20 protein-coding genes are annotated in these 23613 nt (G+C 60.2%); 18 read left to right on the top strand and 2 right to left on the bottom strand.

The genetic code is table 11. The features are described from left to right. The first annotated feature begins 182 nt into the window (after positions 1-182). The 4 genes from AC1DF8_RS15155 to AC1DF8_RS15140 all read left to right on the top strand — a co-directional run bounded on the left by AC1DF8_RS15155 (position 183) and on the right by AC1DF8_RS15140 (position 4119). On the top strand, positions 183-1481 hold the full coding sequence (locus AC1DF8_RS15155; RefSeq protein WP_112547191.1) for an efflux RND transporter periplasmic adaptor subunit: 1299 nt from the start codon (positions 183-185) through the stop codon (positions 1479-1481). 12 nt (positions 1482-1493) lie between these two features. Continuing rightward, positions 1494-2210 (top strand): ABC transporter ATP-binding protein, encoded by a 717-nt coding sequence (locus AC1DF8_RS15150; protein WP_478154090.1) that lies wholly within the window; start codon positions 1494-1496, stop codon positions 2208-2210. Further along, positions 2200-3402 (top strand): ABC transporter permease, encoded by a 1203-nt coding sequence (locus AC1DF8_RS15145; protein ID WP_112547193.1) that lies wholly within the window; start codon positions 2200-2202, stop codon positions 3400-3402. The genes AC1DF8_RS15150 and AC1DF8_RS15145 overlap by 11 nt, the downstream gene beginning before the upstream one ends. Positions 3403-3504: 102 nt before the next feature. Beyond that, positions 3505-4119 carry a GntR family transcriptional regulator gene (locus AC1DF8_RS15140; RefSeq protein ID WP_113117104.1) on the top strand — a complete coding sequence of 205 codons (615 nt, stop codon included), beginning with the start codon at positions 3505-3507 and terminating at the stop codon, positions 4117-4119. A 48-nt stretch (positions 4120-4167) separates the two neighbouring features. On the opposite strand, the gene AC1DF8_RS15135 is transcribed toward AC1DF8_RS15140, so the two are convergent. Then, positions 4168-4980, bottom strand: coding sequence for a ferredoxin--NADP reductase (locus AC1DF8_RS15135; RefSeq protein WP_478154055.1), 813 nt, complete (start codon positions 4978-4980; stop codon positions 4168-4170). Between the two features lie 345 nt (positions 4981-5325). On the opposite strand from AC1DF8_RS15135, the gene pcsA reads away from it, so the two are divergent. The 14 genes from pcsA (at position 5326) to AC1DF8_RS15065 (ending at position 21457) form a co-directional block, all read left to right on the top strand. Further along, the gene (pcsA, locus tag AC1DF8_RS15130; RefSeq protein WP_112547195.1) at positions 5326-6051 is read left to right on the top strand and encodes a phosphatidylcholine synthase; all 726 of its coding nucleotides are present in this window, start codon (positions 5326-5328) and stop codon (positions 6049-6051) included. Between the two features lie 11 nt (positions 6052-6062). Next, complete coding sequence (locus tag AC1DF8_RS15125; protein ID WP_478154054.1) at positions 6063-7043, top strand: quinone oxidoreductase family protein; 981 nt, start codon at positions 6063-6065, stop codon at positions 7041-7043. Between the two features lie 39 nt (positions 7044-7082). Continuing rightward, a complete protein-coding gene (locus AC1DF8_RS15120) occupies positions 7083-8651 on the top strand; it encodes an ABC transporter ATP-binding protein (protein ID WP_478154053.1) in 1569 nt (522 codons plus the stop codon). Beyond that, positions 8641-9726 (top strand): ABC transporter permease, encoded by a 1086-nt coding sequence (locus AC1DF8_RS15115; RefSeq protein WP_478154052.1) that lies wholly within the window; start codon positions 8641-8643, stop codon positions 9724-9726. The genes AC1DF8_RS15120 and AC1DF8_RS15115 overlap by 11 nt, the downstream gene beginning before the upstream one ends. Continuing rightward, positions 9723-10643: an ABC transporter permease gene (locus tag AC1DF8_RS15110; protein ID WP_478154051.1), complete on the top strand. Its 921-nt coding sequence runs from the start codon at positions 9723-9725 to the stop codon at positions 10641-10643. Before AC1DF8_RS15115 ends, AC1DF8_RS15110 begins: the two co-directional genes overlap by 4 nt. 52 nt (positions 10644-10695) lie before the next feature. Then, the gene (locus AC1DF8_RS15105) at positions 10696-11772 is read left to right on the top strand and encodes a BMP family ABC transporter substrate-binding protein (RefSeq protein ID WP_112547199.1); all 1077 of its coding nucleotides are present in this window, start codon (positions 10696-10698) and stop codon (positions 11770-11772) included. Positions 11773-11920: 148 nt separating this feature from the next. Continuing rightward, positions 11921-12883, top strand: coding sequence for a galactofuranose ABC transporter, galactofuranose-binding protein YtfQ (gene ytfQ, locus AC1DF8_RS15100; RefSeq protein ID WP_478154050.1), 963 nt, complete (start codon positions 11921-11923; stop codon positions 12881-12883). A gap of 120 nt (positions 12884-13003) precedes the next feature. Next, positions 13004-14527: a galactofuranose ABC transporter, ATP-binding protein YtfR gene (gene ytfR / locus AC1DF8_RS15095; RefSeq protein WP_478154049.1), complete on the top strand. Its 1524-nt coding sequence runs from the start codon at positions 13004-13006 to the stop codon at positions 14525-14527. Next, positions 14524-15534, top strand: a complete 1011-nt coding sequence (locus AC1DF8_RS15090) for an ABC transporter permease (protein WP_112968424.1) — start codon at positions 14524-14526, stop codon at positions 15532-15534. Before ytfR ends, AC1DF8_RS15090 begins: the two co-directional genes overlap by 4 nt. Beyond that, positions 15531-16499 carry a galactofuranose ABC transporter, permease protein YjfF gene (yjfF, locus tag AC1DF8_RS15085; protein WP_112547202.1) on the top strand — a complete coding sequence of 323 codons (969 nt, stop codon included), beginning with the start codon at positions 15531-15533 and terminating at the stop codon, positions 16497-16499. The genes AC1DF8_RS15090 and yjfF overlap by 4 nt, the downstream gene beginning before the upstream one ends. A gap of 13 nt (positions 16500-16512) precedes the next feature. Beyond that, positions 16513-17286: a FadR/GntR family transcriptional regulator gene (locus tag AC1DF8_RS15080; protein WP_112547203.1), complete on the top strand. Its 774-nt coding sequence runs from the start codon at positions 16513-16515 to the stop codon at positions 17284-17286. 63 nt (positions 17287-17349) lie between these two features. Then, the gene (gene glmU, locus AC1DF8_RS15075; RefSeq protein ID WP_478154048.1) at positions 17350-18711 is read left to right on the top strand and encodes a bifunctional UDP-N-acetylglucosamine diphosphorylase/glucosamine-1-phosphate N-acetyltransferase GlmU; all 1362 of its coding nucleotides are present in this window, start codon (positions 17350-17352) and stop codon (positions 18709-18711) included. Between the two features lie 108 nt (positions 18712-18819). Continuing rightward, on the top strand, positions 18820-20646 hold the full coding sequence (glmS, locus tag AC1DF8_RS15070) for a glutamine--fructose-6-phosphate transaminase (isomerizing) (RefSeq protein WP_478154047.1): 1827 nt from the start codon (positions 18820-18822) through the stop codon (positions 20644-20646). 124 nt (positions 20647-20770) lie between these two features. Continuing rightward, positions 20771-21457 carry a DUF502 domain-containing protein gene (locus AC1DF8_RS15065; RefSeq protein WP_112968420.1) on the top strand — a complete coding sequence of 229 codons (687 nt, stop codon included), beginning with the start codon at positions 20771-20773 and terminating at the stop codon, positions 21455-21457. A 24-nt stretch (positions 21458-21481) separates the two neighbouring features. On the opposite strand, the gene recG is transcribed toward AC1DF8_RS15065, so the two are convergent. Continuing rightward, a complete protein-coding gene (recG, locus tag AC1DF8_RS15060; protein ID WP_478154046.1) occupies positions 21482-23587 on the bottom strand; it encodes an ATP-dependent DNA helicase RecG in 2106 nt (701 codons plus the stop codon). Positions 23588-23613: the final 26 nt, after the last annotated feature.

Here is a 23613-nt window from a genome sequence, read left to right as displayed (position 1 = left end):
CGGGCTTGCTGCGGAACAGCTTGCACTTGCCGCGCTATCCAGCTGTTTCCTTACGAATATTTCATGAAATTCAGCCGCATTTCCGTACCATCATCAGGGCATCGGTAATGTTGGGTTCATGTTCGTTGTGATTATTCTGGCGCGAACAGGCCAGGCATGGCGAAGCATATTTCGAGGATGACATGGACAATCTGGAGGCTGGTAAAGAGACCGGTTCCAAAAATGGCGCAAACGCCGATCTTGCTGCCGTGCTGGCCGCTGGCCGGCAGAGCAGGGGCCGGCGCTGGCGCGGACGCCTGATCGCGCTGGTGCTCCTAATCCTCGCCGCAGCCGCGGCCGCCTATTTCTACACGGGCCGCAGCCGTTCCGAGATCAGCTACACGACCCAGCCTGTCAAGCGAGGCGATCTTACAGTGCTTGTCACTGCCACAGGTTCGGTCCAGCCGACCCAGCAAGTCGATATATCGAGCGAATTGTCGGGCACGATGCGTGAGGTCAATGTCGACTACAACAGCGCAGTGAAGGCAGGCGATATTCTGGCCGAACTCGATACCAACAAGCTGGAGGCAGACGTCAAGAGCTCGCGCGCCAAGCTCAACTCGGCAAAGGCAAATGTGGTCAAGGCGAATGCCGATATGCAATCGGCCGCGACCTCGCTCGACCGCCTGAAGAGCCTCGTCAAGAGCAACGTCTCCACGCAGCAGAGCCTTGACGACGCGACCTATAAATATGACTCGGCTGTCGCCGCCAAGGATATCAACGAGGCCGAGGTCCTGGCCTCGGAGGCGGACCTGCAGCTTGCCGAGGTCAATCTTGGCAAGGCGAAGATCGTCGCGCCGATCGATGGCGTGATCCTGACCCGCTCGGTGGATCCGGGTGCGACTGTTGCTGCCTCGCTGTCGGCGCCCGTGCTTTTCACCATTGCCGGCGATCTCAAGAAGATGGAGCTGCAGGTGGATGTCGACGAAGCCGATGTCGGCCAGATCGCCGTCGGCCAGAAGGCAAAGTTCACAGTCGACGCCTATCCCGACCGCACCTTCCCGGCCGTCATCGAGCAGATCCGCTTTGCCTCTCAGGTGGTCAATAATGTCGTCACCTACAAGGCGGTGCTTTCGGTCGATAATGCCGACTTGCTTCTGCGCCCCGGCATGACGGCGACCTCCGATATCACCGTCGAAGCCGTAAAGGACACGCTGATGGTCCCGAACGCGGCCCTGCGTTACGCTCCGCCGCAGGCAGAAGGCCGTGGCGGCCGTGGTATCTTCAGCCTGTTCCGCCCGCCGCGTCCGCTCCGCAGCGGTGGTGGCGGTGATGCCAAACTGACCGGCACGCAGCGCCGGGTCTGGGTGTTGCGCAACGGCCATCCCGCAGCCGTCGTGATCCAGGTTGGCTCCTCGGATGGCCAGTTCACGCAGGTCACCTCCGGCGAGCTTACCGAAAAGGATGCGATCATCACCGACACCGCGACGCGGACGAACTGACGGGAGCCGATGATGGAAYGCCCGCCGCTTCTGGAATTCAGGCAGGTCTCGAAGATTTACGGCGAGGGTGCTGCGGCAATCCGCGCGCTCGACCACGTGGATCTTTCAATCCGCACCCATGAATTTGTCGCCATCATGGGGCCGTCCGGTTCCGGCAAGTCGACGGCGATGAACATACTCGGCTGCCTCGATGTGCCGACCTCAGGCGACTATGTTTTCCAGGGCATTTCGACCGGCGGCTTTGACCGCAGCCAGCTGACGCTGCTGCGCCGGCATATGCTGGGCTTCGTCTTCCAGGGCTTCAATCTGCTGTCACGCACCTCGGCGGTCGAGAATGTCGAATTGCCGCTGATCTATCGCGGCATGGCGGTCGGCGAGCGGCGCAAGCGGGCGAGGGAAGCGCTCGGCCTCGTCGGTCTGTCGGGCAGGGAACATCACAAGACGCAGGAACTCTCCGGCGGCCAGCAGCAGCGTGTGGCAATCGCCCGCGCTATCGTCACCGAGCCGGCCTTGCTGCTCGCCGATGAGCCGACCGGCAACCTCGATACCAAGACCAGCATCGAGATCATGGACCTGATGACGCGGCTGAACCGCGAACAGGGCATCACCATCGTCATGGTCACGCACGAGCCCGATATTGCTGCCTATGCAGGGCGCTTGTTGCGTTTCGTCGACGGCAAGCTGGAAACCGAAGTAGAGCATCAGCGGAGGGCGGAACATGTTCTTTGAAACGCTGAAGCTCGCGCTTCGCGCGATCAGCCGCAATCTGCTGCGTTCCTTCCTCACCGTACTCGGTGTCGTCATCGGCGTTGCCGCCGTCATCGCGCTCGTTACGATCGGCAACGGTACGACTGCGCAGGTTTCGACCGAGCTGTCACGTCTCGGCACCAACATGCTCTTCGTGCGTCCCGGTCAGTTCGGACCCGGCCGTGCCAGTTCCGAGGCGCGGCGCTTCACGCTGAAGGATGTCGAGGCGATCCGTGATCAGGTTCCGGGTCTCCGAGCGGTTGCGCCCTCCAACCAGTCGACGGCAACCGTCATTTTCGGCGGCCAGAACCATTCAACCACGGTCTATGGCACGACCAACGACTATTTCATCGCACAGGACTGGGATCTGGCGCTTGGCCGCAATTTCACGCCGGCAGAAGAGCGCGGCCAGTCGCGCTGCATCATTGGCGAGACCGTGCGAGAGCAGCTTTTCGGGGCTGCGGATCCGACCGGCCAGCTGATCCGTGTCGGCAAGGTTTCCTGCCCGGTCATCGGCGTCCTGGCAAAGCGCGGCCAGTCCGGCATGGGCAACGACCAGGATGATGCCGTCATCATGCCGGTCAAGGTCTTCCAGCGCCGCATCAGCGGCACCTCCAATGTGCCGACGATCCTCATCTCGGCGCGAGACGGCGTCTCTACCTCAAAGGTCCAGGCCGATGTCGAGAACCTGCTGCGTGAACGCCGCAAGATCATTCCCGGCCGTCAGGACGATTTCAACGTCAATGACATGACGCAGATCGCTGAAGCCATGACCGGAACCACCACGCTGCTGACGGGTCTGCTTGGAGCGGTCGCCGCCGTCAGCTTGCTCGTTGGCGGCATCGGCATCATGAACATCATGCTGGTATCGGTGACGGAGCGCACCCGCGAGATCGGTATCCGCCTTGCGATCGGCGCGCTTGAAAACCAGGTGCTGACACAATTCCTTGTCGAGGCTGTCGCCTTGTCACTCTTCGGCGGCATAGCGGGCATCATGCTCGGCCTGACGCTTGCCTACGGTACGGTCAGCTTCCTCAATGTACCCTTCGTAGTCAGTCCGCTCATCATCTTCATTGCCTTCGTCTTCTCGGCGGCTATCGGCATGATTTTCGGCTTTTTTCCGGCGAGGCGCGCAGCCCAGCTCAATCCCATCGAGGCATTGCGCCACGAGTAGAGAGAATGCTCTCGCGCAGGGCATGGCTTTGATATATCAGGATAACTTGTCTTCGGCATTCAACCGTGCCAGTATTGATATATCAGCCTCGGATTCGCCCGCATGCAGGAATCGCTAAGCCATCTCGCCTATCTGGCGCTGGAGCACGCTATCGTGACGCTGGCTTTGGCACCGGGTGCGCTGGTGACCGAAAAGCAGCTTATCGATCTTGCTGGCCATGGCCGCACGCCGGTGCGGGAGGCAATCCAGAAGCTTGCCTGGCAGGGGCTGATACTGGTCAAGCCGCGTGTCGGTCTGCAGATTGCTGAAATTCATGCTGAAGACCACGCCAATGTCATGCAGGTGCGCCGCAAGCTGGAGCCGGTTGCTGCGGCTCTAGTGGCAGATACGGCCAACGAGGAGCAGAGGGGACGGCTTGTCGCCTGCGCGCTGGCGATGGAGGAATGCGCCGTCCGCGGCGATCTCGCGGGCTTCTTCGCCGCCGACAAGGCCTTTGACGAGATCCTTGAGGACGCCTGTCCGAACAGTTTCATGATCGCCGCATTGGGGCCGGTCCAGACCCATTCCCGCCGTCTTTGGTATTCGACCGCCAATCCGGAACGGATGGATCGCTCTATCTCCCTGCATGTTACGGTCATCAAGGCCATTCATCAGGGCGAGGCCGAGCAGGCGCGCGAGGCCATGGCCGACCTCATCGATTATCTGAGCCAGAAATAGAAACGGCCCCGTTTCCGGAGCCGTTGCCTGTGGATCGGGATTACAGCCTCAGCCGACGAAGGCGCGTTCAATCACGAATTCGGCGGGCTTGCTGTTGGCGCCCTCGTCGAGGCCGGCCTTTTCCAGGAGCTCCTTGGTGTCCTTCAGCATGGCGGAAGAACCGCAGATCATGCCGCGGTCAATAGCCGGATCGATCGGCGGAACGCCGAGATCGGTAAAGAGTTTGCCGGAGGAGATCAGGTCGGTGATACGGCCGCGATATTCGAAATCTTCGCGGGTGGCGGTCGCATAATGGCGCAGCTTGTCGCCGACGACTTCCTGGAGGAGTTCGTCATTCTGGATCTCGTGGACGAGGTCGAAGCCATACTTCAGCTCGGAAATCTCGCGCGCCGTATGGGTGAGGATGACCTCGTCGAACTTCTCATAGGTCTCCGGATCGCGGATCAGGCTCGCGAACGGTGCAATGCCCGTGCCGGTCGAGAACATGTAGAGACGTTTGCCGGGGGTCAGCGCATCGAGAACAAGCGTGCCTGTCGGCTTCTTGCGCATCAGCACCTGGTCGCCCGGCTTGATGAGCTGCAGATGCGAGGTCAGCGGGCCATCCGGTACCTTGATGGAGAAGAATTCCAGTTCTTCTGCCCATGCCGGGCTTGCGATCGAATAGGCGCGGAAAACCGGCTTGCCTTCGACCATAAGGCCGATCATCGCAAACTCGCCCGAACGGAAACGGAAGCCGTCTGGCCGGGTCATCGTGAAGCGGAAGAGCCGGTCGGTATAATGCGTCACGCTCAGCACCGTCTCGGCATAGACGCCGGCGGGGATGGCGGAAGCGAATTCTTCGGTCTTTGCGGGTGCGTTCATTTCGATATCGGACTCGTCGTTCGCAAGAAGATCATTACATGCGAGGCAGATATTACAAAACCCCGTTGAATTAAAGGCAATCCATTCCATCGCATGGCTGGGGAGCGAAATATGCATGTCATTGTCAGGAATCAGTGCTGTGATGAACTGTCGCTTTTGCACTGGCTAAGCTATTCAAAGGATGCATATTAAAGCATGTCTCACAAAACAGTTCGGCGGTTTTGCGCTAAGGACACGCGGCAAGTAAAAAGATAGAGCGTGGCGAGCGATCCGAAAGATCGTCGCATGCTTCAATAAAAACGACGCCCACCGCGACGCGGGCGCGACAGGTGGTTACGGGGGAACATGAAAATCTTCAACTATAAGCGCGTTCCATACGCGGAAATGCGCGCATTTTCCGTCCATATTCTGACGGCCTCCGGTTCCTTTCTCGCGTTTCTCGGCGTGGTGGCGGCTGCCGAGCACCGCTTCGTCGATATGTTCTGGTGGCTGGGTCTGGCCCTTCTTGTCGATGGCATTGACGGCCCGATTGCCCGCAAGGTGCGTGTCAAGGAAGTGCTGCCCAACTGGTCGGGTGATACGCTCGACAATATTATCGACTACGTGACCTATGTGCTGTTGCCGGCCTTTGCGCTCTATCAGAGCGGCATGATCGGCGAGCCCTGGTCCTTCGTCGCCGCCGGCATGATCGTCGTTTCGAGCGCCATCTATTATGCCGATATGGGCATGAAGACCGAGGAATATTTCTTCTCGGGCTTCCCGGTCGTCTGGAACATGGTCATCTTCACACTCTTTGTCATGCACGCGAGCGAGATGACGGCCTTCATCGTCGTCACCGTTTCGGTGGTCCTCACCTTCCTGCCGATCAACTTCCTGCATCCAGTGCGCGTCCAGCGGCTGCGCCCGTTGAACCTCGGCATCTTCCTGCTCTGGTCGGCACTCGGCGCCTATTCGTTGCTGAAGCATTTCGATATGCCGCAATGGGCAGTCGTTCTCTTCATCGTGAGCGGCATCTACCTTTACGTCATCGGCGGTGTGCTCCAATTCTTCCCTGCGCTCGGACGCAAGTGAGGTAAACGGCGATGGCAATGACGAAGGCGGTTTCTTTTTTCAGAAATGGCGGACCCGAAGTTTTCGAATATGTCGATATCGATCTGCCGCCGCCTTCCCAAGGTCAGGTACAGGTACGCCAGGAAGCGATCGGCCTGAATTTCATCGACGTCTATTTCCGCGACGGCACCTACAAGGCTCCGCATCTGCCCTTTGTGACCGGCAAGGAGGCTGCCGGCATTGTGACATCAGTCGGTCCCGGCGTGATTGATTTTGCCGTGGGCGACCGCGTTGCTTATGCGGGCTCTGATGGCGCCTATAGCGCTGAGCGCAATATCGAGACGAAACATTTGGTGAAGGTGCCCGACGGTGTCAGCCTGGAAACAGCAGCCGCCATGATGCTGAAGGGTATGACGGCCGAGTATCTCCTGAACCGTACGTTCAAGGTCGGCCCTGAAACCGTGCTGCTCTTCCATGCCGCAGCCGGCGGCGTCGGCCTCATTGCCGGCCAGTGGGCAAAGGCGCTCGGCGCAACCGTCATCGGCACGGCAGGCTCCGCCGACAAGGTCCAACTGGCGCTCGAACATGGCTATGATCATGTCATCAATTACAAGACCGAGAACTTCGCAGAACGCGTGCGGGAGATCACCTGGGGCAAGGGCGTCGACGTGGTTTATGACTCGATCGGCCGAGACACTTTCCCACAATCACTGGATTGCCTGAAGCCACGCGGCCTCTTCGCATCGTTTGGTCAATCTTCGGGCGCGATCGAGAATTTTACGATGGCGCACCTCGCCCAGAGAGGCTCTCTCTATGCCACGCGCCCGACGCTCTTCACTTATATTGCCTCGCGTCAGGAACTGACCGATTGTGCAAACAATCTATTTGATGTTGTGCAGAGCAACAAAGTGCGTATCAATATCAACCAAACCTATCCGCTGCGTGAGGTTGGGCGGGCGCACGCGGATCTGGAAACAAGAAAAACAACCGGAACGACGCTGCTGATTCCATGAGATCCAAAAGGACCGGTCAGCAGAAGAAATGAGGGGAACGTGTCGCCATTGAATGTGCCGGCTTCCGGCGCGTTGTTATCGGTGCAAAAGCTGACGAAATTCTTCGGTAGCTTTGCCGCCTGCAATGAAATCGATCTCGATATAGCGCCGGGCGAAATTCATGCGCTCCTCGGCGAAAATGGCGCAGGCAAATCCACGCTGGTCAAGATGCTCTTCGGCGTTCTGGAGCCGACGGATGGGCATATCCTCTGGGAGGGAACGCCGGTTGCGATCACCTCGCCGGGCGAGGCCCGCAAGCTCGGCATCGGCATGGTCTTCCAGCATTTTTCGCTGTTCGAGGCGCTGACCGTTGCCGAAAATATCGCACTTTCGCTTGATGACAGCATTCCGATCGGCAGGATCGCCGAAGAGGCGAGGGCGCTGTCTGCGGCTTATGGCCTCCCGCTCGATCCGCATGCGCATGTGGCCGATCTCTCGGTGGGCGAGCGTCAGCGCATCGAAATCGTCCGCGCGCTCCTGCAGAACCCGAAGCTCATCATCCTCGATGAACCGACATCGGTGCTGACACCGCAGGAGGCCGACAAGCTCTTCGAAACACTTTTCAAACTGCGTGCCGAGGGGCGCTCCGTTCTCTATATCAGCCACCGCCTGGAAGAGGTGCAGCGCATTTGCGATCGCGCCACCGTGCTCCGCCACGGCCGTGTGACCGGCGCCTGCGATCCGAAGCAGGAAACGCCCGCCTCTCTCGCCCGGATGATGGTGGGCAGTGAGGTGGCGGCTGTGACTCATCCCGAGCGTAGCGATAAGGGCGAGGTGCAACTCGCCGTTTCGAGCCTTTCCGTTGCAGCGCGCACGCCCTTTGCCATGCCGCTGCGCGACGTCTCCATGAGCGTGCGATCGGGTGAAATCCTTGCCATTGCCGGCGTTGCGGGCAATGGACAGAGCGAGCTGTTCGATGCGCTGTCCGGCGAATATCCGGTGTCGTCGGCCGAAGCGATCGTGATCCGCAAGAAGCCGGTCGGAACGCAGGGAATCACGGCCCGCCGCCTGCTTGGCGCCGGTTTCGTGCCGGAAGAGCGGCATGGTCATGCGGCGGTGTCGGCTATGAAGCTCTCTGACAATCTGGTGCTGGCCCGCAGCCAGTCGGACCGCAAGGCCTTTCTCGGTGTCCTCGGCATTATCAGGCAGGGCGCGGTGAAATCCGCCGCACGGCGCATTTCAGAGGCCATGGACGTGCGCAAGAGCGGCGATGATCCCGCCGCGGGTTCGCTCTCCGGCGGCAATCTGCAGAAATTCATCGTCGGCCGCGAACTCGACCGCCAGCCGGCTGTGCTGGTCGTCAACCAGCCGACCTGGGGTGTGGATGCCGGTGCTGCAAGCCGCATCCGTCAGGCGCTTGTGGACCTGGCAAAAGCGGGCTCCGCCGTCGTCGTCATCAGCCAGGATCTCGACGAAATCTTCGAGGTGGCGACTGATATCGCCGTCATTTCCGAAGGGCGCCTTTCAAAGCCCTATGCGGCAGGTGAACTCACGCGCGAGAAGATTGGCTTGCTGATGGGCGGCCTGCATGAAGGCAAGCATGCCGCGGAGGCCGCTGATGCGMATTGAGCTTGAAAAGCGCCCGCAGGTCTCGAAGCTCTACGCCTTCGTTTCACCGCTTCTCGCCCTCGTCCTGACGCTGATATTTGGCGCGATCATGTTCGCCATGCTCGGCAAGGATCCGGTCGAGGCACTCGATGCCTTCTTCCTTGAGCCACTTTTGGAAGTGTGGTCGTTGCACGAATTGGCGGTCAAGGCAGCACCGCTGATCCTGATCGCCGTCGGTCTTGCCGTCTGTTATCGCTCCAACAACTGGAATATCGGCGCCGAAGGCCAGTTCACCATCGGCGCGATCACCGGCTCCTATGTCCCGATCATCTTCTACGACTGGCATTCACCGCTTGTACTGCCGCTGATGCTGATTATGGGAGCGCTCGGCGGCGCGCTGTTCGCAGCCATTCCGGCATTATTGAAAGCGCATTTCAACACCAACGAGATACTGACGTCGCTGATGCTGGTCTATATCGCCCAGCTCTTTCTCGATTGGCTGATCCGCGGCGCATGGCGCGATCCGAAGGGTTTCAACTTCCCGGTCTCGCGCGACTTTGCGCCGGAGGCAATCGTGCCGGCAATATGGGAAGAGTCCGGCCGCGCCCATTGGGCCTTCATTTTCGCGATCGTCGCGGCTGTTCTCGTCTGGTTCATGATGCGCTTCACTCTGAAGGGCTTCGAAGTCGTCGTGCTCGGCCAGTCGGAACGGGCAGGGCGCTTCGCAGGCTTTTCCTCGAAGAGGATGATCTGGTTCAGCTTCCTCTTTTCCGGCGCGCTCGCAGGTCTTGCTGGTATCTGCGAGGTCTCGGGCTCGATCGGCCACCTGCAGCCGGCGATTTCGCCCGGCTACGGCTTCACCGCCATCATCGTCGCCTTCCTCGGTCGCCTCAATCCGCTCGGCGTCATTGCTTCCGGTCTTGTGCTGGCGCTGACCTATCTGGGCGGTGAGGCGGCGCAGCTTTCGATCGGGGTTTCGGACAAGGTCACCCGCGTCTTCCAGGGGCTCATCCTCTTCTTCGTGCTCTCCTGCGACACGCTGATCTATTATAAAATCCGCATCGTCTGGTCGCGGGTGAGAGGCAACGCGGCATGAGCATCTTCGAAGCCATTCTCCTGACCGTCATCACCGCCTCCACGCCGCTCGTCATCGCAGCCCTCGGTGAGCTCGTGACGGAGCGCTCGGGCGTCCTCAATCTCGGCGTCGAGGGCATGATGATCATGGGTGCTGTCGCCGCCTTTGCCGGCGCGCAGATCTCCGGTTCGCCCTATGTCGGCATCATCTGCGGCATTGCCGCCGGCGCGCTTTTCTCGCTGCTCTTCGCCTTCCTGACGCTGACGCTGGTGGCAAACCAGGTGGCGACCGGTCTGGCGCTGACCCTTCTCGGCCTTGGCGTCTCCGGCCAACTCGGCGAGCCCTATGTCAGCGTCCCCGGCATTCAGCTGAAAGAGATCGTCGTCCCGCTTCTGTCCGATATTCCCGTTATCGGCGCGGTTCTCTTCAAGCAGGATCTGATCTTCTACCTGTCGATTGCCTTGCTCTTCGGCGTGAGCTGGTTCCTGTTCAGAAGCCGTCCCGGCCTGAAACTCAGGGCGATCGGCGACAGCCACGGTTCTGCCCATGCGCTCGGCATTCATGTCATCCGCACGCGCTATCTGGCTGTCATGTTCGGCGGTGCCTGCGCGGGTCTTGCCGGCGCGCAGCTTTCGCTCGTCTATACGCCGCAATGGGTGGAGAACATGTCGGCCGGCCGCGGCTGGATCACGCTGGCGCTGGTGGTCTTCGCTTCCTGGCGCCCGTGGCGGGTCTTTGCCGGCGGTTATCTCTTCGGAGCGGTAACGATCCTGCAGCTTCATGCGCAGGCCTTCGGTCTCGGCATCCCATCGCAGTTCCTCTCGATGCTGCCCTATGCCGCGACTATTGTGGTTCTCATCATCATTTCTCATAATCGACGCACGACGTTGATCAACACGCCCGCGTCGCTTGGAAAAGCCTTCGTACCGGAGCGATAAAACAAGAACACGGACGGGTTTCCGGAATAACTTCAAACCAACAGGGGTCATCATGAAGAAGTTCGCACTCACACTTGCCGCATCGGCCGCAGCCGTGATCGGCATATCCTCAGCCGCCGCGGCGGCCGACAAGACGAAGGTCTGCTTCGTCTATGTCGGCGCACACAATGACGGCGGTTATTCGCAGGCGCACGATGTCGGCCGCCAGCAGATCCAGGCCGAATTCGGTGACAAGATCGAAACGCCCTACCTCGAAAACGTCCCGGAAGGCCCCGATGCCGAGCGCGCCATCGAACGTCTCGCGCGTTCCGGCTGCCAGCTGATCTTCACGACGTCTTTCGGTTTCATGGACGCGACGGTCAAGGTGGCCGCCAAATTCCCGAAGGTCAAGTTCGAGCACGGCACCGGCTACAAGGCCGGCCCGAACCTCGCGACCTACAATTCGCGCTTCTATGAAGGCCGCTACATCCTCGGCCAGATCGCCGCCAAGACCTCGAAGAATCATGGCGCTGCCTACATCGCCTCCTTCCCGATCCCGGAAGTGGTCATGGGCATCAACTCCTTCGAGCAGGGCGCAAAGTCGATCGACCCGAGCTTCAAGCTCAAGGTCATCTGGGTCAACACCTGGTTCGACCCGGGCAAGGAAGCAGACGCTGCCAAGGCCATGATCGACCAGGGCGTCGACGTGCTGACCCAGCACACCGACACGACTGCGCCGATGCAGGTTGCCGAAGAGCGCGGCATCCACGCTTTCGGCCAGGCATCGGACATGATCGCAGCCGGCCCGAAGGCTCAGCTGACGGCGATCGTCGATACCTGGGGCAACTATTACTCCAAGCGCGTTCACGCCCTTCTCGACGGTACCTGGAAGTCCGAGCAGAGCTGGGACGGCCTGAAGGATGGCATCCTCAAGATGGCGCCTTACACGAACATGCCTGACGACGTGAAGAAGATGGCTGAGGAAACAGAAGCCAAGATCAAGTCCGGCGAACTGCATCCTTTCACCGGTCCGATCAACAAGCAGGACGGCACGCCCTGGCTGAAAGCCGGCGAAAAGGCTGATGACGGCACGCTGCTGGGCATGAACTTCTACGTCGAAGGCGTGGATGACAAGCTGCCGGCACAATAAGCAGATTTTGTAACTCGCAGTTGCGAAAAGGCGCTCTGAAAGGAGCGCCTTTTTTGCTGCAGTGCATACCAAAATGCGCATTTACAAAAGTATTACTATATGATTTTTTGACCCTGCGCCGCGAGACGCGGCATTGGGAGAGGAAATCATGAAATTGAAGACTGCACTTTTGAGTGCCACGGTTCTGGCTGCCTGCATGTTCGGTTCGGCTTCGGCCGGCGGCTTGACTGTTGGCTTCTCGCAGATCGGTTCGGAATCGGGCTGGCGCGCGGCTGAAACGACAGTAACCAAGGAACAGGCCAAGAAGCGCGGCATCGATCTGAAGTTTGCCGATGCGCAGCAGAAGCAGGAAAATCAGATCAAGGCTCTGCGCTCCTTCATTGCTCAGGGCGTCGATGCCATTCTCATTGCTCCCGTTGTCGAAACCGGCTGGGACGACGTTCTGAAGGAAGCCAAGGAAGCCAAGATTCCGGTCATCCTTCTCGACCGTACGATCAAGGCTCCTGACGACCTCTACCTGACGGCGGTTACCTCCGACCTGGTCCACGAAGGCAAGGTCGCAGGCGACTTCCTGGTAAAGACCGTTGGCGACAAGAAGTGCAACGTCGTCGAGCTGCAGGGCACCACCGGTTCGTCGCCGGCCATCGCTCGCAAGAAGGGCTTCGAAGAGGCTCTTGCCGGCCACGACAACCTGAAGATCGTTCGCAGCCAGACCGGCGACTTTACCCGCACCAAGGGCAAGGAAGTCATGGAAAGCTTCCTGAAGGCCGAGAACGGCGGCAAGGACATCTGCGCTCTCTATGCCCATAACGATGATATGGCGGTTGGCGCCATCCAGGCGATCAAGGAAGCTGGCCTGAAGCCGGGCAAGGATATCCTCGTCGTCTCCATCGACGCCGTGCCGGACATTTTCAAGGCCATGTCCGAAGGTGAGGCCAATGCCACGGTCGAGCTGACGCCGAACATGGCAGGCCCGGCCTTCGATGCGCTCGATGCATACCTGAAGGACAAGAAGGCTCCGGCGAAGTGGATCCAGACTGAATCCAAGCTCTATACGCCTGCTGACGACCCGATGAAGGTCTACGAAGAAAAGAAGGGCCAGGGCTACTGATTTGAACCTGCAACCGCACCGGTCCATCATGGACCGGTGCGGAACTGCCGGTGCCGGGCCGGGCGTCATGCCCGGTTTTGGCGCAGGCGTAAGGCGCAATATCAGGAAACAGCAGCCCTCATGGTTCACAATTTCGAGAATATTCTCGCAGCCTCGGCCATATCGAAATTCTTCCCCGGTGCTATTGCCCTGGACAAGGTGGATTTCACGCTGCGCCGTGGCGAGGTTCACGCCTTGCTCGGCGAAAACGGCGCCGGCAAGTCGACGCTCATCAAATGCATTACCGGCGCCTATCGCCGCGACGGCGGAAGCCTGACACTGGAAGGTCACGAGATTGATCCGGCCGATACGCTGGCCGCCCAGAAGCTCGGCATCGGCACCGTCTACCAGGAGGTCAACCTCCTCTCCAATCTCAGCGTTGCGGAAAATCTGTTCCTCGGCCGACAGCCGAAGCGTTTCGGCATGATCGATGCCCGCACCATGAACCGGAATGCCCGTGAGCTTCTGGCAGGCTACGGTCTTGATATCGACGTCACCGCGCAGCTCGACCGCTTCTCGGTCGCCGTCCAGCAGATCGTCGCGATCGCTCGCGCCGTCGATCTGTCGGGCAAGGTGCTCATTCTCGACGAGCCCACCGCCAGCCTCGATACCCATGAAGTCGAGATGCTTTTCCGCATCATAAATGACTTGAAGAAGCGCGGATTGGGTATTGTCTTCATTACTCATTTTCTCGAACAGGTCTATGCCGTCAGTGACCGCATCACCGTGCTGCGCAACGGCCGGCTTGTGGGGACGCACGCGGCAGCCGAACTGTCGCGGCAGAACCTGATCGCCATGATGCTCGGGCGCGAACTCGCCCAGACGGAACATGCCGCCAAGGAACGCACGATTGCCGCCGGCGAGGTCAAATATGCTTTCGAGGGCTTTGGAAAACGCGGCAAGGTGAAACCCTTCGATCTCGAGGTCCGCGTCGGCGAAGTTGTCGGCATTGCCGGACTTCTCGGCTCCGGGCGCACGGAAACCGCAGAACTCATGTTCGGCATCGAAAGCGCCGACAGCGGCGTCGCCAGGATCGATGGCGCGCCGGTGACGCTGTCGAGCCCGCGTGCCGCAATCGCCAGGGGCTTCGGCTTCTGCCCGGAAGATCGCAAGACGGATGGCATCATCGGCGACCTGTCGATCCGCGAGAACATAGCGCTTGCCTTGCAGGCGCGCCGAGGCTGGGCGCGGCCGCTTTCGCGCGCCGAACAGAATGCGATCGCCGACGAATACATCAAGGCGCTCGATATCCGCACGACCGACCGTGAAAAGCCTATTCGGCTTCTGTCGGGCGGCAATCAGCAGAAGGCGATCCTTGCTCGCTGGCTGGCCACAAATCCGGATTTCCTGATCCTGGACGAACCGACCCGCGGCATCGATGTCGGTGCCCATGCCGAGATCATCAAGCTGATCGAGCAACTGTGCGCCAGGGGTATGTCGCTGATCGTCATTTCTTCGGAACTGGAGGAGCTGGTTGCCTACAGTTCCCGCGTCATCGTGCTGCGCGACCGCGAACATATCGCTGAACTGACCGGTGAGCGCATAACCGCCGCCGGCATCGTCGACGCCATTGCTGCGGGCGACAAACGAACGGAGGATGCATGACTGCCTCGCTGAAGGCGCTGGGCTTTCGTCTTGCGCCGCAATTGATTGCGCTTTTGGTTGTTCTTCTTTTGAATTTCAGCTTCTTCCCGCAATTTCTTGATGTAATTGTTCAAAATGGCCGGCTCTACGGAAGCGTCATCGATGTGCTCAATCGCGGCGCGCCCGTTGCGCTGCTGGCGATCGGCATGACGCTTGTGATCGCCACCAAGGGCATCGACCTTTCAGTCGGCGCGGTCATCGCGATTTGTGGCGCCGTTGCAGCCTCGTCGATCGTCGAAGGCAATTCGCTTGCCTATACGCTGGCACTCACTGTTGTCGTCGGCCTGCTCTGTGGCTTCTGGAACGGCTTCCTCGTCGCCGTCCTCAACATACAGCCGATCATCGCCACGCTCGTTCTGATGGTCGCCGGCCGCGGGATCGCCCAGCTCATCACCGAAGGCGCCATCATGACGTTCAACGATGATGGGCTGATCTTTCTCGGCAGCGGCTCCTTCGCCTTCCTGCCCATGCCCGTTGTCATCTGGCTGATCGTCGCCCTGATGGTCATCCTGCTGGTCCGCCGCACCGCCCTCGGCATGCTGATCGAGGCTGTCGGCATCAACAGACGCGCGAGCACGCTGTCAGGTGTACAGACGCCGGTGCTGCTAATGGCGGTCTATATGCTGAGCGGCCTCTGTGCTTCCATCGCGGGCATCATCGTCGCCGCCGACATCAAGGGTGCGGACGCCAACAATGCCGGCCTCTGGCTGGAGCTCGATGCCATCCTCGCCGTGGTTGTCGGTGGCAACTCGCTGCTCGGTGGCCGCTTCAGCATCATCGGCTCGCTGGTTGGCGCTATGATCATCCAGGCAGTCAACACCGGTATTCTGCTTTCCGGCTTTCCGCCGGAGTTCAATCTCATCATCAAGGCGATCATCATCATCGTCATTCTGGTCATCCAGTCGCCGGCCATGCAATCGCTGACCAGCTTCCTGAGCCGCCGGACGGACGCAAAGGGGCGCAAATGAATTCCAAATACTTGCCGCTCCTTGCGACGATCGTCATCTTCGTGCTCGCCTATGCGGTCTGCACGCTGCAATATCCGAACATCCTGTCGACACGCGTCATCGGCAATCTGCTGACGGATAACGCGTTTCTCGGCATCGCCGCCGTCGGCATGACCTTCGTCATCATCTCCGGTGGCATCGATCTGTCGATTGGATCCGTTATCGCCTTCACCGGTGTTTTTCTCGCAGTGATCCTGCAGAATACCAGCATTCATCCGCTGGCCGCCTTTGCGATCGTTCTCATCATCACCACCGCCTTCGGTGCCGTAATGGGCATGATCATCCATTTCCTGCAGATGCCGCCGTTCATCGTGACACTTGCCGGCATGTTCCTCGCTCGCGGCATGGCCTATGTCCTGTCGATCGACAGCATTCCGATCAATCACGAATATTATTCGACGCTGACCAGCCTCTATTATCGTTTGCCGGGTGGCGGACGTCTGACGCTGATCGGCGCCATCATGCTGATCGTGTTCGCAGCCGGCATATTCATCGCGCACCGCACCCGCTTCGGGACCAATGTCTATGCGCTGGGCGGCGGAGTGCAGACGGCACAGTTGATGGGCGTTCCAGTGGCGCGCACGACGATCCAGATCTACGCCTTGTCGGGTTTTCTGGCGGGCCTATCCGGAATCGTTTTTTCCCTATACACCTCTGCAGGATATTCTCTTGCGGCGGTTGGCGTCGAACTGGATGCCATCGCAGCAGTCGTCATCGGAGGGACGCTGCTGACAGGAGGAGCGGGATTCGTGGCAGGGACCTTCATCGGTCTGCTGATCCAGGGGCTCATTCAGACTTACATCACTTTCGACGGCACGCTGTCGAGCTGGTGGACGAAAATCCTGATTGGCCTGCTGCTTTTTGCATTCATGGTGATGCAGAAGGCCATCCTTTTCCTTTCCAGTCTGAACAGGAGATATGGCTAGGAGGAGAGTCGTATTGCGCAACAGATCGCTTGAAACCCGTAAGGTTGGGCGAAGAACCCGAACAAGCCACGCGCATGTCGTCGATGAACTCGGCAGGGGAATCGTTGCCGGCACCTATCCCGTCGGCGCTATCCTGCCCGGAGACGGAGAACTGGCGCAGCGCTTCAAGGTTTCGCGTACGGTGCTGCGCGAGACGATGAAGACGCTCGCCGCCAAGGGCATGGTCGTTGCAAAGGCGCGCGTTGGTACGCGTGTTACGGAAAAGAACTTCTGGAACATGTTCGACACCGAAATCATATCCTGGCATTTCGCCAACGGTGTGAGTGAAGAATTTCTCCTGCAGCTTTACGATATCCGCCTCGCTTTCGAACCTTTCGCTGCCGGCCTCGTGGCCGAGCGTGCAAAACCGGACGAGATCGAATGGCTGCGCGGCCTGGCGCTCGACATGGCCGCAAGTGACCATACGGCCGACAGCCTGGCACTTGCCGATCTGCGCTTCCATCTCGCCGTTTCAGAGGCGTCCCATAATCCCTTCATGCGCACGCTTGGCGGGCTCATCGAGGCGGCACTCGTCGGCATGTTCCGCATGAGTACGCCGCCATCCGAGAACGGTTTCGCCAACATTGCTGAAACCCATATGCGCATCGTCGACGCGATTGCGGCAGGCGACGCCGCTGCAGCTCGCAAGGCGATGGAAATTGTCATCGTCGAGGGCAGGGACCACGTCCACGAAGCCTTCTCCGCGCTTTCTGAGCCCATCGTTTCCCTGCCGATTTCGTCTTTTTGAAGCGTCGCCTTGCTGCTATGAGCGGCGGAAGAGCCGCCTCGCAATGGATTCTCGGAGTCTGCCATGGAACGCACCTGCCTTGCCGTCATTCTCGCCGCCGGTGACAGCACCCGAATGAAATCCGCAAAGTCGAAGGTGCTTCATGAGGTCGCCGGCCGACCGATGATCGCTCATGTCGTCGATGCCGTGGCCGCAACCGGAGTGTCTTCCGTTGCCCTCGTCGTCGGTCGGGATGCCGAGAAAGTAGCAAAGGCTGCCGATGTCGGTGGCGTGACGGTCAAATCGTATGTTCAGGAACAGCGCCTCGGTACCGGACACGCCGTTCTGGCCGCCCGTGAGGCGATTGCCGAAGGCTATGACGATATTCTCGTGACTTACGGCGACGTGCCGCTGCAGACCGCCGGTCCGCTGCTCGAAGCCCGCAAGGCATTGGCTGAAGGCAGCGACGTCGTCGTCATCGGTTTCCATACGGACCGTCCGGCCGGCTACGGACGCCTGCTTGTCAAGGATGGCGAATTGATTGCCATCCGGGAGGAGAAGGACGCCACGGACGCCGAGCGCGCCGTCAAATGGTGCAACAGCGGCCTCATGGTGATCAACGGCCGCAAGGCGCTCGACCTGCTGTCGCGCATCGGCAACAGTAATGCCAAGGGCGAATATTATCTGACCGATCTCGTCGAGATCGCCCGCTCGCTTGGCGGCCGCGTCACCGCCGTCGATGCGCCGGAGGTCGAGATGGCCGGCTGCAATAACCGCGCCGAGCTCGCGGCGATCGAACGCTTCTGGCAGGAGCGCCGCCGCCACGAACTGATGCTCTCGGGTGTGACGATGATCGCCCCGGAAACGGTATTTCTTTGCTACGACACCGTCATCGGCCAGGATGCACTGATCGAGCCGAATGTCGTCTTCGGCCCCGGCGCCGTCATCGATGGCGGTGCGGTCATCCATGCCTTCTCGCATATCGAGGGCGCGCATGTGAGCGAAGGCGCGACGGTCGGTCCCTTCGCCCGTCTGCGTCCGGGTGCCGATCTCTCGATTGGATCCAAGGTCGGCAATTTCTGCGAAGTCAAGAACGGCAAGATCGGCGAGGGCGCCAAGGTCAACCACCTGACCTATATCGGCGATGCCGTTATCGGCTCCGGTAGCAATATCGGCGCCGGCACGGTCACCTGCAATTATGACGGGGTGAACAAGTTCGAGACCGTCATCGGCAAGGACGCTTTCATCGGCTCGAATTCCTCGCTGGTTGCTCCGGTCACGATTGGCGACAGCGCCTATATCGCATCGGGCAGCGTCATCACCGCAGACGTGCCTGATGATGCACTCGCCTTCGGCCGTGCCAGACAGGAGATCAAGCCCGAACGCGCCAAGCTCCTGCGAGAACGGGCGCTCGCCATCAAGGCGGCAAAGAAGGCCAAAGGCTGAGCCTTCTTCGGTAACGTGCGGAAACCGAAAGTGACCGCCGTACCAATTGAGAAATAAGCGGGAATCGCTAGGAGTGGCCTCACTGAACAGGTCTGAGGGGACGTTTGCATGTGCGGAATTGTTGGGATCGTCGGAAATGCGCCGGTTGCGAGCCGTCTTGTCGATGCGCTGAAGCGGCTGGAATATCGCGGCTACGATTCCGCCGGTGTCGCCACCATCCATGATGGCGTGATGGATCGCCGCCGCGCCGAGGGCAAGCTCTTCAACCTCGAAAAGCGTCTCGACAGCGAGCCATTGCCCGGAACGACCGGCATCGCCCATACACGCTGGGCAACCCACGGTGTGCCGAACGAGACTAACGCCCATCCGCATTTCGTCGAAGGCGTCGCCGTCGTCCACAATGGCATCATCGAAAATTTCTCCGAACTGCGCGACGAACTGAGCCACGAGGGCGCGGCCTTTCAGAGCCAGACCGACACGGAAGTCGTCGCCCATCTGATGGCGAAGTATCTGCGTGAAGGCCTGACCCCGCGAGAAGCCATGCTGAAGATGCTGAACCGCGTCACCGGCGCCTATGCGCTGGCCGTGATGCTGAAGAGCGATCCCAGCACGATCATGGCTGCCCGCTCCGGCCCGCCGCTTGCCATTGGCTATGGCAAGGGCGAGATGTTCCTGGGATCGGATGCTATCGCGCTGTCCCCCTTCACCAATGAAATTACCTATCTCGTCGACGGCGATTGGGCGATCATCACCCGCGAAGGCGCGACCGTGCTCGATTTCTCCGGCAAGGTGGTCAAGCGCCCGCGCCAGATTTCCCAGGCTACCGCTTATGTGGTCGACAAGGGCAATCACCGTCATTTCATGGAAAAGGAAATCTACGAGCAGCCGGAGGTTATATCCCACGCGCTCAGCCACTATGTGGATTTCACCGCCAACACGATCAGCCCGAATGCATCCGCGATTGATTTCAAAGCCACGACCGGCCTTGCGATCTCGGCCTGCGGCACAGCCTATCTTGCCGGCCTGATCGGCAAATACTGGTTCGAGCGTTATGCCCGCCTGCCGGTCGAAATCGATGTCGCCTCTGAGTTCCGCTACCGCGAAATGCCGCTGCAGCCGTCGCAGGCCGCCCTCTTCATCTCGCAGTCCGGCGAAACCGCCGATACGCTGGCTTCGCTGCGCTACTGCAAGGACAATGGCCTGAAGATCGGCGCCGTCGTCAATGTGCGGGAATCGACCATCGCCCGCGAATCCGATGCCGTCTTCCCGATCATGGCCGGGCCGGAAATCGGCGTTGCCTCCACCAAGGCTTTCACCTGCCAGCTTGCCGTGCTTGCATCACTGGCGATCGGCGCAGGCCGGGCCCGCGGCACGATCAGCCCCGATGACGAGAAGGCGATGGTCCGCCACCTTGCGGAAATGCCGCGCATCATGAGCCGTGTCCTCAATCTCATCCAGCCGCAGATGGAAGGCTTGTCCCGCGAACTCTCCAAGTGCAAGGACGTGCTCTATCTCGGTCGCGGCACCAGCTTCCCGCTTGCCATGGAAGGCGCGCTGAAGCTCAAGGAGATCTCCTATATCCACGCGGAAGGTTATGCCGCGGGCGAGCTGAAGCATGGGCCGATCGCACTGATCGACGAGAACATGCCTGTCATCGTCATTGCGCCCCATGACCGGTTCTTTGAAAAGACGGTGTCCAACATGCAGGAGGTCGCAGCCCGTGGCGGCCGCATCATCTTCATCACCGACGAGAATGGCGCTGCTGCTTCCAAGCTGCCGACCATGGCGACGATCACGCTGCCGAATGTCGACGAAATCATCTCGCCGATGATCTTCTCGCTGCCAATCCAGTTGCTTGCTTACCATACGGCAGTCTTCATGGGCACGGACGTCGACCAGCCGCGCAACCTCGCAAAATCGGTGACTGTGGAGTAAGCCCTTCGAGGCTGAAACATGTTGTGCGTCAAGGCGAATTCTGGCAATTTTGTGCCTTGCGGACACAGGGGGAAGGTCGGTCAACCGGCCTGTCTAAAGACTGAAACGGAGTTCATCAGAAAAGATGTCCGAGAAGGCCCCCCGAGTGCCGGTCGCCATGCGGCTGCGTAATAATTTCCTCGCTGGACTGATTATCTGCGCACCGATCGCCATCACCATCTGGCTGACGTGGACCTTTATCCACTGGTCGGATAGCTGGGTGCGCCCCTATATCCCGGCGCGCTGGAATCCCGAGAGTTACATAAACTTCGCCATTCCTGGCTTTGGCCTGTTGACCGCGGTGATCATCATCACGATCGTCGGCTTTCTCGGCAAGAATCTGATCGGTCAAAGCATCGTCCGCTTCGGTGAATCCATCGTCCAGCGCATGCCGCTGGTGCGCACGATCTACAGAAGCGTGAAGCAGATCTTCGAAACGGTACTGAAAGAGCAGTCCAATTCCTTCAAGAAGGTCGGCCTAATCGAATATCCAGGTCCGGGCCTCTGGGCGCTGGTCTTCATCGCGACCGATGCCAAGGGCGAGATCGGCTCGAAGTTCAACGCCATGGGGCAGGACATGGTCGCCGTCTTCCTGCCGCCGACGCCGGTGCCGACGGCCGGCTTCCTGATTTTCGTGCCGCGCGAAAAGATCGTCATGCTCGACATGAGCCCGGAAGATGCCGCCAAATTCCTGATATCGGGTGGCCTCGTTGCCCCGGAACACCTGCCGGTCGTGCGCCCCAAGCCGAAGGCAATATCCAAGGTCGACTAGAGCCTTTCCCGACCGCGAGCGATTCTATCCGGCTCGGAGGAAACGGATCGCCTCGTCGCGGCGGAAGAGATAGAGCAGGGTGCGCACGGCCTCGCCACGCTCGGTCGTCAGGTCGGGATCGCGTTCGATCAGATAGGCGGCATCCTTGCGGGCGATTTCCAGCAAATCGGCATGCGCCTCGATACTGGCGATACGGAACCCGGGCGTGCCTGACTGGCGCGTCCCGAGGATTTCGCCTTCGCCACGCAGTTTCAAATCCTCTTCGGCTATCCGGAAACCGTCTTCCGTATCGCGCATGATGGACAGCCGCGCATGGCCGGTCTCGCCGAGCGGTCCCTTGTAGAGCAGGATGCAGGTCGAGGCCTCGTCGCCGCGGCCGACGCGACCGCGAAGCTGGTGCAACTGCGCCAGCCCGAAGCGCTCGGCATGTTCGATCACCATGATCGTCGCATCGGGCACGTCGACGCCGACCTCGACGACGGTTGTCGCCACCAGCAGCCGCAATTCGCCACTCTTGAAGGCGAGCATCACGGCGTCCTTTTCCGGCCCGCTCATGCGACCATGAATGAGGCCGATGCCCGGACCGAGTGCGGAGACGAGCGTCGCATGCCGCTCTTCCACCGACATCAGATCGACTTCTTCGGACTCTTCGACCAGCGGGCAGATCCAATAGGCCTTCTTGCCCTCGGCAAGCGCACTCTTCAGCCGACCGACAATCTCGCCGGTTCGCTCGGTCGGGATGGTGATGGTGGTAATCGGCTTTCGGCCGGCCGGCTTCTCCGTCAGCTTCGAGACGTCCATATCGCCGAAAGCCGCCAGCACCAGCGTGCGCGGGATCGGCGTTGCCGTCATGACCAGCATATGTGGCGAGATGCCCTTCGCCGTCAGGCGCAGACGCTGGTGCACGCCGAAACGATGCTGCTCGTCGACGACGGCCAGCATCAGGTTCTTGTAGTTGACGCTGTCCTGGAAGAGCGCATGCGTGCCGATGACGATCTGCGCCTCACCGGAGGCGATGCGTTCGAGAATGTCCTCCCGCTCGCGCCCCTTGGTGCGCCCCGTCAATACTTCGACGCTAAGACCGGCGGCAGCTGCGAATTTCGAGATCGTCGCATGATGCTGGCGTGCGAGGATTTCCGTCGGCGCCATCAGCACGGCCTGTCCGCCGCTTTCGATGACGGCGGCCATCGACAACAGCGCCACCAGCGTTTTGCCTGAGCCGACATCGCCCTGCAAAAGCCGCAGCATGCGTTCTTCGCCGGCCATATCCTTCAGCACGTCGGCCACGGCCCCAGTCTGGCTGTTGGTTGGAGAAAAAGGAAGATGTTGCAATATCTTGCCGCTGATTTCTCCAGTGGCATGTACGGGTTGTCCAGCGACCTTGCGCAGCCGCTGGCGCACCAGCGCCAGTGATAGCTGGCCGGCCAGGAATTCGTCATAGGCAAGGCGGCGGCGGGCAGGGGCCTGCGGATCGATGTCGGACGTATCCCGCGGCTCGTGCAGCATATGGAAACTGTCGCGGATCGTCGGCAGGCCCTGTTTTTGCGCCAGCGCCAGATCGATCCATTCCGGCAATTCTGGCATGCGCGGCAATGCCGCCTCGATGATCTTGCGCAGGGTTTTCGGAGAAAGCCCCGCCGTCAGCGGATAGATCGGTTCGACCAGCGGCAGGTTCTCACCCTCGCTTGCTCTGACGATATAGTCGGGGTGAACCATCGATGCGCGGCCGTTGAACCAGTCGACCTTGCCGCTGACGGTCACCTCCTCGTCGATCGGCAATTGTTTTTCCAGCCATGCGGCCTGGCCGCGAAAGAAGACGAGCGTCAGCTCGCCGGTCTCGTCATGCAGAAAGACCCGGTAGGGAACGTTGCGATTGCCGCGTGGCGGCGCCTGATGCCGGTCGACACGCGCAGTGATGGTTACGATCGCGCCTTGCGGCGCGCGGGCAATGCCCGGCTGATTGCGGCGGTCGATCAGTGAGTAGGGCGCGTGGAACAGCAGATCGATGACCCGGCAATCATCCGGTGTTTCACGCCCGAGCAGCTTGACGAAAAGCTCGGAGATCTTCGGGCCGACGCCTGGAAGGCCCGAAACGGGAGAAAACAGCGGATCGAGAATGGTGGGGCGCATGGGCGCCAAAATGCGATGAACAATAG

It is taken from the genome of Rhizobium sp. 05N49 (assembly GCF_056396805.1).
The sequence above is the reverse complement of the archived record's forward strand: the minus strand, read 5'-3'. Positions and strand labels throughout refer to the sequence as shown.